13 protein-coding genes are annotated in these 15,515 nt (G+C 61.4%); 10 read left to right on the top strand and 3 right to left on the bottom strand.

Annotated elements, in window-relative coordinates:
* Window positions 1-96 precede the first annotated feature (96 nt).
* Window positions 97-1,089 (top strand): VTT domain-containing protein, encoded by a 993-nt coding sequence (locus ISP19_RS07170; protein ID WP_204680678.1) that lies wholly within the window; start codon window positions 97-99, stop codon window positions 1,087-1,089.
* A 17-nt stretch (window positions 1,090-1,106) separates the two neighbouring features.
* Here the strand turns inward: ISP19_RS07170 and ISP19_RS07165 are convergent, their stop codons facing one another.
* A complete protein-coding gene (locus ISP19_RS07165; RefSeq protein WP_204680677.1) occupies window positions 1,107-2,405 on the bottom strand; it encodes an acetyl-CoA C-acetyltransferase in 1,299 nt (432 codons plus the stop codon).
* Window positions 2,406-2,427: 22 nt separating this feature from the next.
* The gene (locus ISP19_RS07160) at window positions 2,428-3,138 is read right to left on the bottom strand and encodes an SDR family oxidoreductase (RefSeq protein WP_204680676.1); all 711 of its coding nucleotides are present in this window, start codon (window positions 3,136-3,138) and stop codon (window positions 2,428-2,430) included.
* 139 nt (window positions 3,139-3,277) lie between these two features.
* Here ISP19_RS07160 and ISP19_RS07155 point away from each other — a divergent pair, with 139 nt between their 5' ends.
* The 7 genes from ISP19_RS07155 to ISP19_RS07125 all read left to right on the top strand — a co-directional run bounded on the left by ISP19_RS07155 (window position 3,278) and on the right by ISP19_RS07125 (window position 11,619).
* Entirely contained in the window at window positions 3,278-3,868 is a 591-nt protein-coding gene (locus tag ISP19_RS07155) for a TetR/AcrR family transcriptional regulator (RefSeq protein WP_204680675.1), read from the top strand.
* Between the two features lie 21 nt (window positions 3,869-3,889).
* The gene (locus ISP19_RS21260) at window positions 3,890-4,483 is read left to right on the top strand and encodes a MarR family winged helix-turn-helix transcriptional regulator (protein ID WP_204680674.1); all 594 of its coding nucleotides are present in this window, start codon (window positions 3,890-3,892) and stop codon (window positions 4,481-4,483) included.
* Window positions 4,484-4,524: 41 nt separating this feature from the next.
* Window positions 4,525-6,012 (top strand): efflux transporter outer membrane subunit, encoded by a 1,488-nt coding sequence (locus ISP19_RS07145; protein ID WP_204680673.1) that lies wholly within the window; start codon window positions 4,525-4,527, stop codon window positions 6,010-6,012.
* 53 nt (window positions 6,013-6,065) lie between these two features.
* Window positions 6,066-7,304: an HlyD/EmrA/EmrK family protein gene (locus tag ISP19_RS07140; RefSeq protein ID WP_204680672.1), complete on the top strand. Its 1,239-nt coding sequence runs from the start codon at window positions 6,066-6,068 to the stop codon at window positions 7,302-7,304.
* An 11-nt stretch (window positions 7,305-7,315) separates the two neighbouring features.
* On the top strand, window positions 7,316-8,878 hold the full coding sequence (locus ISP19_RS07135) for a DHA2 family efflux MFS transporter permease subunit (RefSeq protein WP_204680671.1): 1,563 nt from the start codon (window positions 7,316-7,318) through the stop codon (window positions 8,876-8,878).
* A gap of 26 nt (window positions 8,879-8,904) precedes the next feature.
* Complete coding sequence (locus tag ISP19_RS07130) at window positions 8,905-9,405, top strand: DUF302 domain-containing protein (RefSeq protein ID WP_204680670.1); 501 nt, start codon at window positions 8,905-8,907, stop codon at window positions 9,403-9,405.
* A 132-nt stretch (window positions 9,406-9,537) separates the two neighbouring features.
* Complete coding sequence (locus ISP19_RS07125; protein WP_239556616.1) at window positions 9,538-11,619, top strand: S46 family peptidase; 2,082 nt, start codon at window positions 9,538-9,540, stop codon at window positions 11,617-11,619.
* A 44-nt stretch (window positions 11,620-11,663) separates the two neighbouring features.
* On the opposite strand, the gene ISP19_RS07120 is transcribed toward ISP19_RS07125, so the two are convergent.
* Window positions 11,664-12,515 (bottom strand): substrate-binding periplasmic protein, encoded by an 852-nt coding sequence (locus ISP19_RS07120; RefSeq protein WP_204680669.1) that lies wholly within the window; start codon window positions 12,513-12,515, stop codon window positions 11,664-11,666.
* Between the two features lie 421 nt (window positions 12,516-12,936).
* Here ISP19_RS07120 and ISP19_RS07115 point away from each other — a divergent pair, with 421 nt between their 5' ends.
* Both ISP19_RS07115 and pgm read left to right on the top strand, forming a co-directional pair.
* Window positions 12,937-13,635 (top strand): HAD family hydrolase, encoded by a 699-nt coding sequence (locus ISP19_RS07115; RefSeq protein ID WP_284385185.1) that lies wholly within the window; start codon window positions 12,937-12,939, stop codon window positions 13,633-13,635.
* 90 nt (window positions 13,636-13,725) lie between these two features.
* Entirely contained in the window at window positions 13,726-15,375 is a 1,650-nt protein-coding gene (gene pgm / locus ISP19_RS07110) for a phosphoglucomutase (alpha-D-glucose-1,6-bisphosphate-dependent) (protein ID WP_204680667.1), read from the top strand.
* Window positions 15,376-15,515: the final 140 nt, after the last annotated feature.

Below are 15,515 nucleotides of genomic sequence, written 5' to 3'. Positions count from 1 at the left end.
TTGGCCGCGCAGCCCCTGCTTGCTGCTTGCAATCGGCGCCGATTGCCCCAACGATGCGCACACCGACATGGTGGAATTCTATCGAGGGACGGTCCGGTGACCCATGCGATTATCGAATTGATCGCGGAATACGGCTTGTTGCTGGTCTTCCTCAACGTGCTGGCGGAGCAGGCCGGTGCGCCGATTCCAGCTGTGCCCACCCTGGTGATAGCCGGGGCCTTGTCCTCGATCGGCAAGCTGCCGCTGGGCGCGGTGGTGCTGGTGGCGCTGGTGGCCTGCCTGCTGGCCGACCTGGCCTGGTATTGGGCCGGACGCTACTTCGGCGCAACGGTGATGCGCACGCTCTGTCGCATTTCGCTTTCGCCGGACTCTTGCGTGAAGCAGTCCGAGCTGCGCTTCCAGCGCTGGCGCGGGCAGATTCTGCTGGTGGCGAAATTCGTGCCGGGATTGTCCACCATCGCCCCGCCGCTGGTGGGCGCGATGCGGCTGCGGCCACAGATCTTTGTGCTGATGGATGGCCTCGGTTCGCTGCTCTGGATCGGCGTGATGGTCGCCCTGGGCTATGCCTTCGCTCATCAGATCGATCATCTGCTGCTCATACTGGCCAGCGCGGGTACTGTCGCGATCGAAATCATTGTGGCCGGCTTGCTGGCCTATATCCTGGTGAAATGGTGGCAGCGGCGGAAGTTGCTGCTGTCGCTGCGCCTGGCGCGCATCACGGTGGAAGAGCTGAACAAGCTGATGGAAGACGAGCGCAAACCCGTGGTGGTCGATGTGCGTTCGCAGGCGGCGCGCGTGGTGGATAACCGCATTATTCCCGGCGCCCTGATGGCGGATCTGCGTGGCGTCGACGAGGACCTGCAAAAGGTGTCGATCGAGCAGGAAATCGTGATCTATTGCAGTTGCCCCAATGAGGTTTCGGCCGCGAAGGCCGCCAAGGGGCTGATGATGCTGGGCTACCGTCGTGTTCGTCCCTTGCTGGGTGGATTGGATGCCTGGGCCGATGCCGGTTACGACATCGACCGGCTGTCGCTGCCGGACGATGTTGCGCTGAATCCATCCCCGATAGCGTCAGGCCACGCGCACTGACGCTACCGGAGGGCTATTCAGCCTTCCAGAATGGCCGCCACGCTCAGGCCTCCGGCGGCACAGACCGAAATCAGCGTGCGCCCGCTGCGGCCGGTGGCGGCGCGGTGTTCCGCCAACTGCTTGGCTGCTGCCGCCACGATACGCGCGCCGGTGGCAGCAAACGGGTGCCCCAGCCCTACCGAGCCGCCGTTGACGTTCAGGCGTGAGCGATCAATGCTGCCGAGCGGCGCAGCCAATCCCAGGTGCTCGCGGCAGTACTCGGCGCTTTCCCAGGCTTTAAGGGTGCACAGCACCTGGCCCGTGAAAGCCTCATGGATTTCGTAGTAATCGAAATCGCCGAGCGTCAGGTTGTTGCGTGCCAGCAATCGTGCAACGGCATGCGCGGGCGCCATCAACAACCCTTCGGATTGCTGGGTGAAGAAATCCACTGCAGCGGTTTCGGCATCGACAAACCAGGCCAGCGGCTGATGATGGCTGGCGGCGGCCCAGGCTTCGCTGACCAGCAGCACGCTCGCGGCGCCATCGGTCAACGGCGTGGAGTTGCCGGCCGTCAGCGTGCCCTTGCCAGAGGTCTTGTCGTAGGCAGGCGCAAGCCTGGCAAGGCGTTCCATGGAGGTGTCCGGGCGCAGGATGCCGTCACGCTCCAGACCGCCAAAGGGCGTTACCAGATCCTTGTAGAAGCCGCGTGCATAGGCGGCCAGTCCATTGCGGTGACTGGCCAGCGCCAGCGCATCCTGTTCCTCGCGGCTGATGTTCCATTCGCGCACCATGCGCTCGGTATGCTGCCCCATCGACAGGCCGGTGCGTGGTTCGTCGACATCCGCCACTTGGGGACGGAGCATGGATGGCCGCAGCTTGCTCCATGCCTTGAGGCGGGCAGTGGTCGTGCGTGCAGCGGAAAGCTCGCGGAACAGATCGCGCTGGTCATCCGATACCGCCAGCGGCAGGTCTGACGCCGAATCCACGCCGCCGGCAATGCCCACGTCGATCTGTCCGAGCGCAATCTTGTTGGCAACGGCGACCGACGCCTGGATCGAGGTGGCACAGGCTTGTTGCAAATCATAAGCCGGCGTTTGTGGCGACAGGCCACTGCCGAGCATGCTTTCGCGGGTGAGGTTGAAATCGCGGGCATGCTTGAGTACGGCGCCACCGACCACTTCGCCGATGCGCTGGCCTTGCAGGTCGAAACGGCGCACCAGCTGCGTGAATGCCTGGGTCAGCATCTGCTTGTTGGACAGATCCTTGTAGGCGGTGTTGTAGCGCGCAAAAGGAATCCTGTCGCCGCCCAGAATGGCGACGCGTTGAATGGTTTTCATAAGAGTCACCGTGGAAGAAATATCAGCCGTTCTGGGCAGCGAGATAGGCCGGGGATGGGAGCGCAAAACTCGCTTTTACCTGTTGGGACGTCGCGTCGGCCAATACTTCCTCGTCACCAATGAGCAAGCCTGCGATCACGCGCTGGGCGATGTCTTCAGGTTTGCTCTTGGGTGCGCCGACGTGGCGAACCATATCGGTATCGATAAATCCGGCATGCACCCCGACGACCAGGGTTCCCTGCGCGCGCAGCTCATTGCGAAGCCCGTTGGTCAAGGCCCACGCCGCGGCTTTGGACATGGAGTAGGTAGCGCTGGTTGGCAGGCTCAGCCAGCTCAACGCAGACAGCATGTTGACGATGGCGCCGCCACCATTGGCACGCAGCACCGGTGCAAACGCGCGGCTCATATGCAGGATGCCGAATACGTTGACATCAAGCTGATCGCGCAGCGCCTGCTCGGCGTTGCCTTCAAGCAGCTTGACGCCGCCAAGCGCAATGCCGGCGTTGTTGATCAGGATGTCGACATCGCCGCATTGCGCCGCGGCGGCCGCGACGTCGTCCAGTGAGGTGACATCCAGCTTTACCGGGATCACGCCGGGCAGGGTGACCGATGAAGGGTCGCGCGCGCCCGCATACACCTTGCCTGCGCCGGCGGCGAGCAACGCTTTTGCATAAGCCGTGCCCAGGCCGCGGTTGGCGCCGGTCACGAGGGCGGTTTTGCCTTGGATATTCATAGTGGTCGTCTCTTGGTGGGGAGGGAAGCCGGGCCGCCCAAAAAGTGCGTCCCGGGTCTTTACATGATGTACGTCATACAATATGATGACCATAATTTAATTGCAACCTTTGCAATTTCAACCCTTCGGAAACCCGCTCATGCGTTACGAAAAAGGACACAAGGAGGCCACTCGTCGCCGCATCGTCGAAACGGCAGCAGAGCGCTTCCGCAACGAAGGCATCGCTGCCGTAGGCGTTGCCGGGCTGATGAGCGACATCGGCCTCACCCAGGGCGGCTTCTATAACCATTTCGAGTCCAAGGACGACCTGGCGCGCGAAGCGCTGGCCCTTGGACTGGAAGGCATGCGTGCGCGCTTGCGCAAGGCGGGCACTCAGTCAGAGGGAGCTCGCTTGGGTAGCGTGGTCGACAGCTACCTGAGCACGCTGCATCGCGACAACGTCATCCGCGGCTGCATGCTGGCCACGCTGGCTGTCGAGGCTGGTCGTAGCGAAGGGCCGGTGCGCGCGCAAATGTCTGATGGCATCACGGAAATGGTCAAGCTGGTGAGCGAATTCCTGCCGGAGTCGATCAAGCCCGCGCAGCGCGAAACGAAGGCGATGGCGGTGGTGTCCTGCCTGATCGGCACGATGATTCTCTCGCGCACTACCGATGATCCGAAGATGTCCGACCGCTTTCTGCAGGCTGGTCGCCGCGCTGCCGGTGATCTCGTCGAGTCCTCCGCCTCATAGCGCTTATGCCGGTATACGCCCGTGACTACTTCAAAGACCAGCAAGAACACATCTGACGCACCCATTCGCGGTGCACTGGCTGTCGTCGACGAACGGGACAACAAGGCGAACAAGGCCAGAGCGCACCGGATGGCCGCACGCAGTCATCACGACAACGTCGCGCATGCGCTGGTGCGCACATCGTCGGCGCTCAAGCGACTGACGACTCAGCACATGAGAAAAGAATTCGACATCTCCGGCATCCAGGCGGAAATCCTGATGTTGCTGGCGACCGAGCCGGCCATGCTGGGCAATGACCTGGCTGCCGTGGTCGGCGTCAATGCCAGCACCATCAGCCACGCGCTGGATACGATGGAAAAACTCGGCCTGCTGACACGCAGGCGCTGCACGGAAGATCGCCGCGTCGTACGCATTGCGCTGACCGGACAGGCCCGGCGCATCGCGCAACGCACCATCCAGATCACGCAGCAGATTCTTGGCGCGCTTACCACGGGCATCAGCAAGCCTGACCTGCAGACCTTGCAGCGTGGCCTCAAGCGCATGGCAGACAACTGCCAGACCGATGCTCGTCCTTCCGCGCGACACCGCGACGTCCGCCGCATGCGGACAGCATGAGATCGCCAGCCCCGTTTTGTCATTCCTCAGGTACATCACTTATGAACGCCTCTACTTTCCACCGCTCCAAGTCGCCGCGCCTACCCTTGCGCGTGATGGCCGTGGCGTTGCTTGCTACCGCCCTCAGCGCGTGTGTGAACTATCGCGGTATTCACAGCGATAGCCATCCGGCCGCAGTGTCCGAATATCCGTCTGCGGTGAGCATTCCCACCCAAGGTGGCGTGTGGCCATCGATGGACTGGTCTGAACGATTCGGCGATCCGCAACTCACCGCGCTGATCAACGAAGCGGTCGCCAATAGCCCGACGCTTGCCGAAGCTAAAGCACGTGTGGCCAAGGCATCGGCTTATACGGAGCAGGCGCACGCCGCCATTGGCCCCAATGCCGATGTGAAGTATGCCTTTACCCACGAGCACTTCAGCGGCAACACGTATTTCCCGCCGCCGGTCGGCAACAGCTGGCAGAACGAAAACTCGCTGATGTTCGGCGCCTCGTATGATCTGGACATCTGGGGCAAGAATCACGAGGCGCTGCGTTCGGCGATTTCCGATCGCAAGGCTGTCGAGGCCGAAGAGCAACAGGCGCGCCTGATTCTTTCGACCTCCGTCGCGCATGCCTATGTGCATCTGGCACTGCTGTACGCCTTGCGTGATATTGCGCAGAACGAGGTTGTCAGCCGCAAATCGATTGGTTCGCTGACACAGCAACGTGTGCAGACTGGTCTGGACAACGAAGTGGAAAGCCGCACGGTGGATGTCACCATCGATGCGACCCGCACCGACGTATCGGCGCTGGACGGCCAGATCGCCACCACGCGTTACCAACTGGCCGCCTTGCTCGGCAAAGGCCCCGATCGCGGCCTGCAGATTACGCGGCCCGTATTGCTGGACGCCCCGGACGATGCCTTGCCGAACAGTCTGCCGGCCGATCTGTTGTCCCGTCGTCCCGACATCGTGGCCGCGCATTGGCGCATCGATGCAGCGGGCCATGATGTGAAGGTGGCCAAGGCCGACTTCTTCCCGGATATCAACCTGGCCGCCGCGTTCGGTTATGACGCCTTCGGCTGGGGCCACCTGTTCAATGCCAGCAGCCGACAGGTGCAAGCCGGGCCGGCGATCCATCTGCCTTTGTTCGATGGTGGCGCCTTGCGCGCGCAGCTCAAGGATCGCTATGCCGATTACGGCACGGCGATCGACGCCTACGACCAGACCTTGATCAGCGCCTTGAATGATGTGGCCACGCAGGTGGCGACGATCCGTGCGATCGAACAGCAGCAGACCACCGCGCAAAGCGCCTATGACGCGAGCCGTCGCGCCTACGACCTGGAGATCGTCCGCTACAAGGCCGGCCTCGACCCGCAACTGCAGGTGTTGTCGTCGGATGTGGCGCGTCTGGAACAAAGCCAGCGCGTGGCGACGTTGCGGCTGCAGCGGCTGGATGCACAGATTTCCCTGATCCAAGCGCTAGGCGGCGGCTACACAGCGCCCGACAACATCGCCATGGCCGATCGTGTGGCCAAGTCACCCTGATCAAGCGAACCCGTTTCTTTCTCTCTGACTTCTCACATCTCCTGGAATCTGTCATGAACGCTCAAGCCTCATCCATTCCCGTCGAAGACGGCGGTCAAGCGAGTAATCGCCGCCGCCGCGGGGTCCTCGCCCTCATCACCCTTGGTGTGGCCGCCCTTGCTGCCGCCGCCGCGGCGTATTACCTGCTGGTCGCGCGCTACTACGAATCGACCGATGACGCCTATGTCAACGGCAATGTCGTGCAGGTGACGCCGCAAGTGACCGGCACAGTGATTGCCGTCAACGCCGATAACACCCAGACCATCCAGCAAGGCCAACCGCTGGTGAAGCTCGATCCTGCCGACGCGCGGATCGCCTTGCAGCAAGCCGAAGCGACCCTGGGGCAAACCGTGCGCCAGGTGCACACGCTCTACGTCGACAACTTGCAGTACCGCGCCGTGCTGGCACAGCGCAAGGCCGATCTTGCCCGTGCGCAGGAAGACTATCGCCGCCGTATGGACATCGCCCAGTCCGGCGCTGTTTCGACGGAAGAAATCACCCATGCCCGCGATGCCTTGAGCAATGCCCAGGCCGCCTATGACGCCGCCAATCAGCAGCTGGCAGCCAACCAGGCGCTGACCTGGAATGTCTCGATTGCCAATCATCCGGATGTACTGGCAGCGGCCGCCAAGGTGCGCGATGCCTACCTCGCCTATGCGCGCAATACCTTGCCCGCACCGGTCACCGGTTATGTGGCACAACGGGTGGTGCAAGTCGGCCAGCGCGTCGCGCCGGGCACGCCGTTGATGGCGGTGGTGCCGTTGAATGAAATCTGGGTGGATGCCAACTTCAAGGAAGTGCAGCTTGAACATATGCGCGTCGGCCAGCCGGTGACGTTGCATGCCGATGTCTATGGCTCGTCGGTGACCTATCACGGTCGTGTAGTGGGCTTCTCTGCCGGTACCGGATCGGCCTTCTCGCTGCTGCCGCCGCAGAACGCCACGGGCAACTGGATCAAGATCGTGCAGCGCCTGCCGGTGCGCATTGCGCTCGCCCCCAAGGAGCTGGAAGCGCATCCGCTGCGGATCGGCCTGTCGGTGATTGCAGAGGTCGATTTGCATAACGAAAACGGCGCTGCGCTGGATAACGCACCGAATACCGTCTATCAGACGCCGGTGTTCGCCGACTACGGTGTGGAAGCCGAAGGCGAAATCGCCCGGATCATTGCGCAGAATGCCGGTGATGATGCCGAGCAGACGGTGGTGGCTGCGGGCACGTTGCGTGATACGCAACACGTTGCGATGGCGCGCTGAGGGCGGGTGTCATGAGCGACAAGCACATCGATCATCCGCCCATGCAGGGCGCGAAGCTGGCGATCGGCACCGTGGCGGTATCGCTGGCGACTTTCATGAACGTGCTCGATACGTCGATCGCCAACGTCTCCATTCCCACGATTTCCGGCAATCTTGGCGTGTCGTCGGATCAGGGCACGTGGGTGATCACCTCGTTTGCAGTGTCCAACGCCATCGCCTTGCCGCTGACGGGCTGGTTGTCACAACGACTCGGTCAGGTGCGCCTGTTCGTGAGCTCCACGGTGCTTTTTGTGATTGCATCGTGGTTGTGCGGCCTGGCTCCAAACCTGCCGTTCCTGTTGTTTTCGCGTGTGCTGCAAGGTGCAGTGGCCGGCCCGATGATTCCGTTGTCGCAGTCGCTGCTGCTGGCGGCTTTTCCGAAGAACAAGGCGCCGCTGGCCTTGGCATTGTGGTCGATGACTACACTGACGGCGCCGGTGGCGGGCCCCATTCTCGGCGGCTGGATTTCCGACAATTACACCTGGCCGTGGATTTTCTACGTCAATATTCCGGTGGGTATTCTAGCCATCCTCGGCACATGGGCCATTTTCCGCGACCGCGAATCGGCCACGCACAAGCTGCCGATCGACAAGGTTGGCCTGTTCCTGCTGGTGGTCTGGGTGGGCGCGTTGCAGATCATGCTGGACAAGGGCAAGGATCTGGACTGGTTCAACTCGCCGGTGATCATCGCGCTGGCGACTACTTCCGCGCTTGCCTTTGTGTATTTCGTGGCGTGGGAGTTGACCGATCGTCATCCCATCGTTGATCTGAGTCTATTCAAGCTGCGCAGCTTCAGCGCGGGCGCTGCCGCTTTGTCAGTGGCGTATGGACTTTACTTTGCCAATATCGTGCTGCTACCGCTGTGGTTGCAGACCAATGTCGGTTATCGCGCGACGGATGCGGGCCTGGTGCTGGCGCCGGCGGGCCTGGTGGCGGTGGCGCTGACGCCATTCACCGGCAAGTTGGTCGGACGTTTCGATCCACGGCTGATTGCGACCGTATCGCTGCTGGCTTTCGCAGCGTGCTTTTTCTGGCGCGCCAATTACACCAGCGATGTGGATCCGTGGTCGCTGACCATGCCGACGTTGGTCCAGGGTGTCGGGCTGGCCACGCTGTTTGTGCCGTTGCTTGGGATCATCTTGTCGGGCTTGCCGGCGTCGCGCATTGCTGCGGCATCGGGCTTGTCCAACTTCCTGCGCATTTTGTGCGGCGGCATTGGTACGTCGATTTTCCAGACCGCCTGGGATCACCGTTCCATTTTGCATCACGCGCAACTCAACGAAGTCACCACGAACTACAACCCGGTGTTCCAGCAATTTACCACTCAGGTGCAGCACGTCGGAACAAACCAGCAGCAGGCCTATGGCATTTTCAATTACGTGCTGGACCAGCAGGCGGCGCAGTTGGGCGTGGATGATCTGTTTTACATCTCCGCGATCCTGTTTCTCGTGTTGATCGGCTTGCTGTGGATCGCCAAACGGCCCGGACATGGCGGTGGCGACGACGCTTCGGCTGCGGCTTCCGGTGCACACTGAAAACCATTAATGATTGGACTATCGTCATGACCATCACTTCTTCACAACCCATCACTGTTTCGCACAGCGTCATCGACCTAAAAGCGGCTTTCGATAGCTTTACCCACGAGCTCGAACGGCTGGCCGGCCGCTTCGAACCGCAGGCTCTTCGCCAAGGCACCGACGCCGCGTCGGTGTGGGCATTGATCGAAGGCATGCAAGGCGAGCAGGGCCTGATGATCTTCGGTATGCAGGATCATGGCCGTCTGCCGACCTTGCATGGACAGCCGCAAAAGGCGTTCCGGTATCACATCGGCAATCCGCTGGTGGCGTTTTCGATGACGCGTCACGATATCCGTGCCGCGCTGTATGCACCACTGACCGTGCTGGTTTACGCCATCGATGCACAGACGACGCGGGTGGAGTTTGATCTGCCGTCCTCGCTGTTCGGGCAGTTCGGTCATCCGGAGGTGACCGAGGTCGGTTTGCAGCTGGATAAGAAGCTGACCACGCTGATCGAAAAAGCAGCCGAGGCGGCCAAGGCATAGCTCCAGGCTGGACGTGGAATGACTGCGTCCAGGCCATGCCATGCGTCACATTGTTATGTTGTAACAGCTATCTCATACTGGTGGGGCGCAAAGGCACATACCGTGGCCTTTGCCCCACGAGGGGAGATCGCTATGAAGCAGATGTGCGGTTTGGTGCTGGCCGGTCTGTTCGTGGCCGGGGCAGGCACGGCCATGGCCGATGAAGGCATGTGGACGATGGACCACCTGCCGGTCAAGCAGATGCAGCAGCAATACGGGTTCACTCCCACCCAGCAGTGGATCGACCTTGTGCAACATGCGGCGTTGCGGTTGGCGCAAGGTTGTTCGGGTTCGTTTGTGTCGGCCAATGGGCTGGTGATGACCAATCATCACTGCGCCAACGCCTGCCTGTCCCAGCTTTCCAAGGGGCATGAGGACTACATGTCCAACGGCTACATCGCGCTCAAGCAGGAAGACGAACCGAAGTGCCCCGACGTCGAACTCAATCAGCTTGAATCGATTACCGACGTGACCGCCCAGGTGAGCGCCGCGACCGCCGGCAAGAGCGGTGCGGATCGCGTGATGGCCGAACGCGCCATTGACAGCAAACTGGAACAGCAATGCGTGAACGGCGATGCCAAGACCTGGCGTTGCGATGTGATCACGCTCTACAACGGCGGCCGCTACGCGCTGTACAAGTATCGCCGCTACCAGGATGTGCGCCTGGTTTTCGCGCCGGAACAAAGCATCGCGTTTTTCGGCGGCGATCCGGACAATTTCAACTTTCCGCGCTATGACCTGGACGTCACCTTCTTCCGCGCCTACGTCAATGGCAAGCCGGCGAATACGCCGCAGTTCTTCAAGTTCGATACGCAGGGACCGAAAGCGGGCGATATGACGTTCGTGGTCGGCAATCCCGGCTCGACCCGGCGCGGCTTGACCTGGCCGCAGTTGTCGGCCTTGCGCGATTTCCAGATCGTGCCGGGTTATGCCTTGCTGTCGGAATTGCGCGGCATGCTGTGGGAATACGCTCGCGGCGGCGCGGAGCAGGGCAAGGAGTCGCAGGAGCTGCAGTTCGGCATCGAGAACTCGATCAAAGCCTATAACGGCTGGTTGCAGACGCTGGCCGACGACCATTTCGTTGAGCAAAAGCGTGCTCAGGATGCCGCCTTGCGACAATGGATGGCGGCGACACCCGAGCGGCGCGCCAAGTACGGTGATCCCTGGACGGAGATCGACCGCGCCCAACAACGCGGCAAGGATCTCTACATGCGCTACGCCATGCTTGAGCGTGGCATCGGTTTCGGCCAGTTCGGCGAGCTGTTTCACGATGCGCGCACGCTGGTGCGTGCCGCCGCCGAGCGTGTGAAGCCAGACGCCGAGCGCTTGCCGGATTACCGGGATGCGAATCTGCCGGCCGTGCAGCAAACGGTGGAATCGGACGTACCGGTTTATCCGCAGTACGAGGAAACCCTGATGGCCTGGTCGCTGGGCAAGCTGCGCCAGACGCTTGGCGCGGATGATCCGACCGTGCATGAAGTGCTCGGCAAGGATTCGCCCGAGCAGCGTGCGCAGCAGCTGGTCAGCGGCACCAGGCTGGCTGATCCGGCGGTGCGCAAGCAACTCTGGGATGGCGGCGAAAAGGCGATTGAAGCATCGAATGATCCGATGATCCTGCTGGCCCGCCAGGTCGATGCCGAGTCGCGCAAGATTCGCAAGGCGTATGAAGACGAAGTCGTCGCGCCCACGGACAAGGCCAACGAAGCCATCGCCAAGGCCCGGTTTGATCGCGATGGGTTGACCAGCTATCCCGATGCGACGTTCACGCTGCGCCTTTCCTACGGCAAGGTAGTGGGCTGGAATGAAAACGGCGAACCCGTGCCGCCCTTTACCCATTTCGACGGCTTGTACAAGCGTGCCACCGGCGCCGATCCGTTCAAGCTGCCGGAGAGCTGGGTGAAGGCGCAGGGCAAGCTCGATATGTCTACACCGATGGATTTCGTCACCGACAACGACATTATCGGCGGCAATTCCGGCAGCCCGGTGATCGACCGCGAAGGTCACGCCGTCGGTCTGATCTTTGACGGCAACATCCATTCACTGGGCGGTGACTTCGTCTACGACGGCAGCAACAACCGTGCGGTTGCCGTGGACACCGCCGCGCTGGTTGAATCGGTACGCAAGGTGTACAACCTGCCGCGTCTTGCGGACGAGTTGACCCAGGGACATCTGTAATGCTTCTGACGGGTGCCTGCCTCCGTTTTGCGAGGCAGGTACCCTCAGGTTCCCATCAACTCAATCCACGCCGCGCTATGAATCCAGAATTCCTTGCGCGACTGGATCCAGCCGGTAGCGTCTTCGTAAGTCAGCCATGCGTTGACGACATCCACCAGGTTCTGGTCCTCGCTGCGTACCGCAAACGCATGCGCGGTCTTGCCGTACGTACTCACATCGAGCGTGTGAAGCTGATCGGGGTAGGAACGCGCAAGCGCATCCGGCAGTGGCTGTTCGGCAATCAGGCCATCCAGCGTGCCATTGCGTAGGTCCTCGATCGCCTTGTTCTCATCGTTGATTTCCAGCAGATCGCTATTGCCGAGATATTCCTTGGCCGTGGCCGCGGTGACTGTGCCCGAAAGCACGGCGACCTTGTGTTTGCCTTCGCCGGTTTCCAGTGTCAGCAGATCATCCTTGCCGAGGGATTTGCGGTTCACCACCAGGCCCAGCGCGAACGCGCCATATGGATGGCTGTATTTCAACAGCAAGGCGCGCTGGGGCGTCACGCTCAGGCCTGCGGCGAGCACGTCGAAACGGCCGGCGCGCAGGTCTTCGATAGCCGTAGACCAGGTAGTCGGCACCAGTTCGATCTGCCAGCGCATGTCCTGCGCGAACTGCCGGGCCAGATCGATATCCAGCCCGATCCACTGACCGGCTTTGTCTTGCAGCACCCAGGGCGCGTTCACCGCGACACCTACACGTATCACGCCGCGCCTTTGAATGGTTGACAGTGTGTCGCCGGACACCTGCGACGTATGGGGTGATTTTGCCGCTGCCCCGGAAACCATCGGCGCCTTGGCCAACGCACCCACCAGCACAAGAGAAACCAGACAGCCCATTACCTGAAGCAAGCGCATGTCTATCCCCAATGGTCGGCGACCGCGGTGTCAGGCCGTCGGCCCGATCTTCGTTCGAACACCGATTCGGCGCAAGCCTCGATGATGTAAGGGAAATGTGAGCGCCATGAAATGTCCGGCGAGCCGTGTCCGCTGGTTGCGATTCAGAGCATTGTGCGCGGCGCAAACAAGGGTGCTGATCAGCACACGACACGGCTGGCCGTTAATTTATCGCGATATCGCTTTTGACCCGGATAAGCCGCCGGGGTGGCATACTGCCCGGGCTTTATAGCGTGGGCCAACCGCATCGGGCAGCCAAAGACCGGATGCCGCCTGGCCCGCCAGGGCATGCGGAGCCGCGCCGCATCCCGCTCATTGGCTATGGATCGTTATCGATAGCCGATGATCGATGACGGCGGCGAACATGACGTGGACATCAGCTGTGACCCAAGCCGTAAACGCATCTTCTACCGTATTTCTGTTGGACGTCGATAACACCTTGCTGGACAACGATCGTTTCGCGTCGGATCTGCGTGCGCACCTCGTGCAGCAATTCGGGCAGGAAGAGTGCGATCGTTACTGGTCCGTCTATGAGCAATTGCGCGATACCGTGGGTTACGCCGATTACCTCGGCGCACTGCAACACTTCCGGCGCGATCAGGATGCCCGCCCGGGCTTGCTCGCCACCTCCGCCTGGCTGCTGGATTATCCGTTCGAAGAGCAGGTGTTTCCCCATGCGCTGTCGACCATCGAGGCCCTGAACACGCTTGGCCGCGCGGTGATCCTGTCAGACGGCGATATCGTGTTTCAGCCGCACAAGATCGATCGATCCGGCATCTATGGCGCCGTGCGTGGCGAGGTGCTGATTTTCGTGCACAAGGAGCTTTCGCTGGATGCGATGCAGGCACGTTATCCGGCGCAGCATTATGTGATGGTGGATGACAAGCCCAATTTGCTGGCGGCGATGAAGCGCAGTCTGGGCGACAAGCTCACCACGGTCTTTGTGCGGCAGGGGCACTATGCTGCAAAGGCCGATCTGGCCAGCATCCATCCCGCGCCGGATCACACCATCGACACGATTGGCGATTTGAAAGCGCTCGCTGCGACACTGGTGAGCGGCGTGGCGGTTTCCTCGGCCTGAACAAACCGCGACCGGTAAACATCCCGTGTACAAAAGGGTTATGGGCCGTCGCGGATAATGCACGGCCATAACCATGGTTGAGGGCCGTACGTGAACGCCAAAGTCGACAAACTGGCCGGTAAGGTCGCACCGGAATCCCTGTTGGTGGACGTGTCGAAACTGCTGGACGCCTATGCCGCCCTGCGGCCGGATCCCGCGGCGCCCGCGCAGCGCGTGGCATTCGGCACTTCCGGTCATCGCGGTTCATCGTTCGACCGCAGCTTCAACGAATGGCATGTACTGGCCATCAGCCAGGCCATCTGCGATTACCGCCGGTACAAGCACATCGACGGTCCCTTGTTCATCGGCATCGATACGCATGCGCTGTCTCGCCCGGCGTTCGAAAGTGCGCTGGAAGTGCTGGTCGCCAATGATGTACCGGTGATGATTTCCGCTGGCGACGAATACACGCCGACGCCGGCTGTCTCGCACGCCATCCTGGTCTATAACCACGGCCGCCAACAGGGATTGGCCGACGGCATTGTGGTGACGCCTTCGCACAATCCCCCCAGCGATGGCGGCTTCAAATACAACCCTCCCAACGGTGGTCCGGCCGATACCGATGTCACCGGCTGGATCCAGCAGCGCGCCAATGCCTTGCTGGAAGCCGGGCTGGATGGTGTAAAGCGGATCAGCTATGCCCAGGCGCGGCGCTCCGGCCTGGTGAAGGAGCACGATTACCTCGCGCAGTACGTGGATGATCTGCAAAACATCGTCGACTTTGCGGTGATCCGCAACGCCGGCGTGCACATGGCGGTCGATCCGCTGGGTGGCGCCGGCGTGCATTACTGGCAGCCGATTGCGCAGCGCTACGGTATCGATCTGACCGTGGTCAGTGAAACGGTGGATCCCACTTTTCGATTCATGACGGTGGACTGGGACGGCAAGATCCGCATGGATCCTTCTTCGCCGCATGCCATGCAGCGTCTGATCGGGCTGAAGGACCACTATGACGTGGCGTTCGCCTGCGATACCGACCACGACCGTCACGGCGTCGTCGCACGCAGCAGCGGGCTGATGCTGCCGAACAACTACCTGGCGGTGATGGTGGATTACCTCTATCGGCATCGTCCGCAATGGAACGAAAAGGCCGGTGTCGGCAAGACGGTGGTCAGCAGTTCGTTGATCGATCGGGTAACGCAACGCCTCGGTCGCCGGCTGTACGAAGTGCCGGTCGGTTTTAAATGGTTCGCCGATGGCTTGTTCGAAGGCTCATTGGGCTTTGGTTGTGAGGAAAGCGCCGGCGCCTCGATGCTGCGCCACGACGGCGGGGTGTGGTCTACCGACAAGGACGGCATCGTGCCGGCCCTGCTTGCTGCCGAGATGACCGCGCGTACTGGCAAGGACCCGGGCCAGCTTTTCGCCGACCTCACCGACGTGCTCGGCAAGCCGTACTCCAGCCGTATCGATGCACCCGCCAGCGGGGCGCAGAAGGCGAAGCTTTCCAAGCTTTCGCCGCAGCAGTTGCAAAGCCAGGAGCTCGCCGGAGAGAAGATCGAGCAGGTGCTGGATCGCGCGCCGGGCAATAACGCGGCCATCGGTGGCATCAAGGTGATGGCGGCCAGTGGCTGGTTTGCGGCGCGCCCATCCGGCACGGAAGAGATCTACAAGATCTACGGCGAGAGCTTCCAGAGCGAGGCGCATCTGCAGGAGATTCTGCGGGAGGCGCAAAAGATCGTCGATGCTGCGCTTGGCGCGTAATTAAAGTTTATATAAAACAATTAATTGGGAAATAAAGTTAAACTTTATTCCAGTTGTGGATAGCGCCGTCGGGGGCACTGTCCAGGTCTGCCGATTCGTCGACAACATCCACTTCCTGACGACTTCTGCTGCGCTAAGCT

The organism is Dyella flava, assembly GCF_016904955.1.
GTDB classification, from domain to species: domain Bacteria; phylum Pseudomonadota; class Gammaproteobacteria; order Xanthomonadales; family Rhodanobacteraceae; genus Dyella_B; species Dyella_B flava.
The sequence above is the reverse complement of the archived record's forward strand: the minus strand, read 5'-3'. Positions and strand labels throughout refer to the sequence as shown.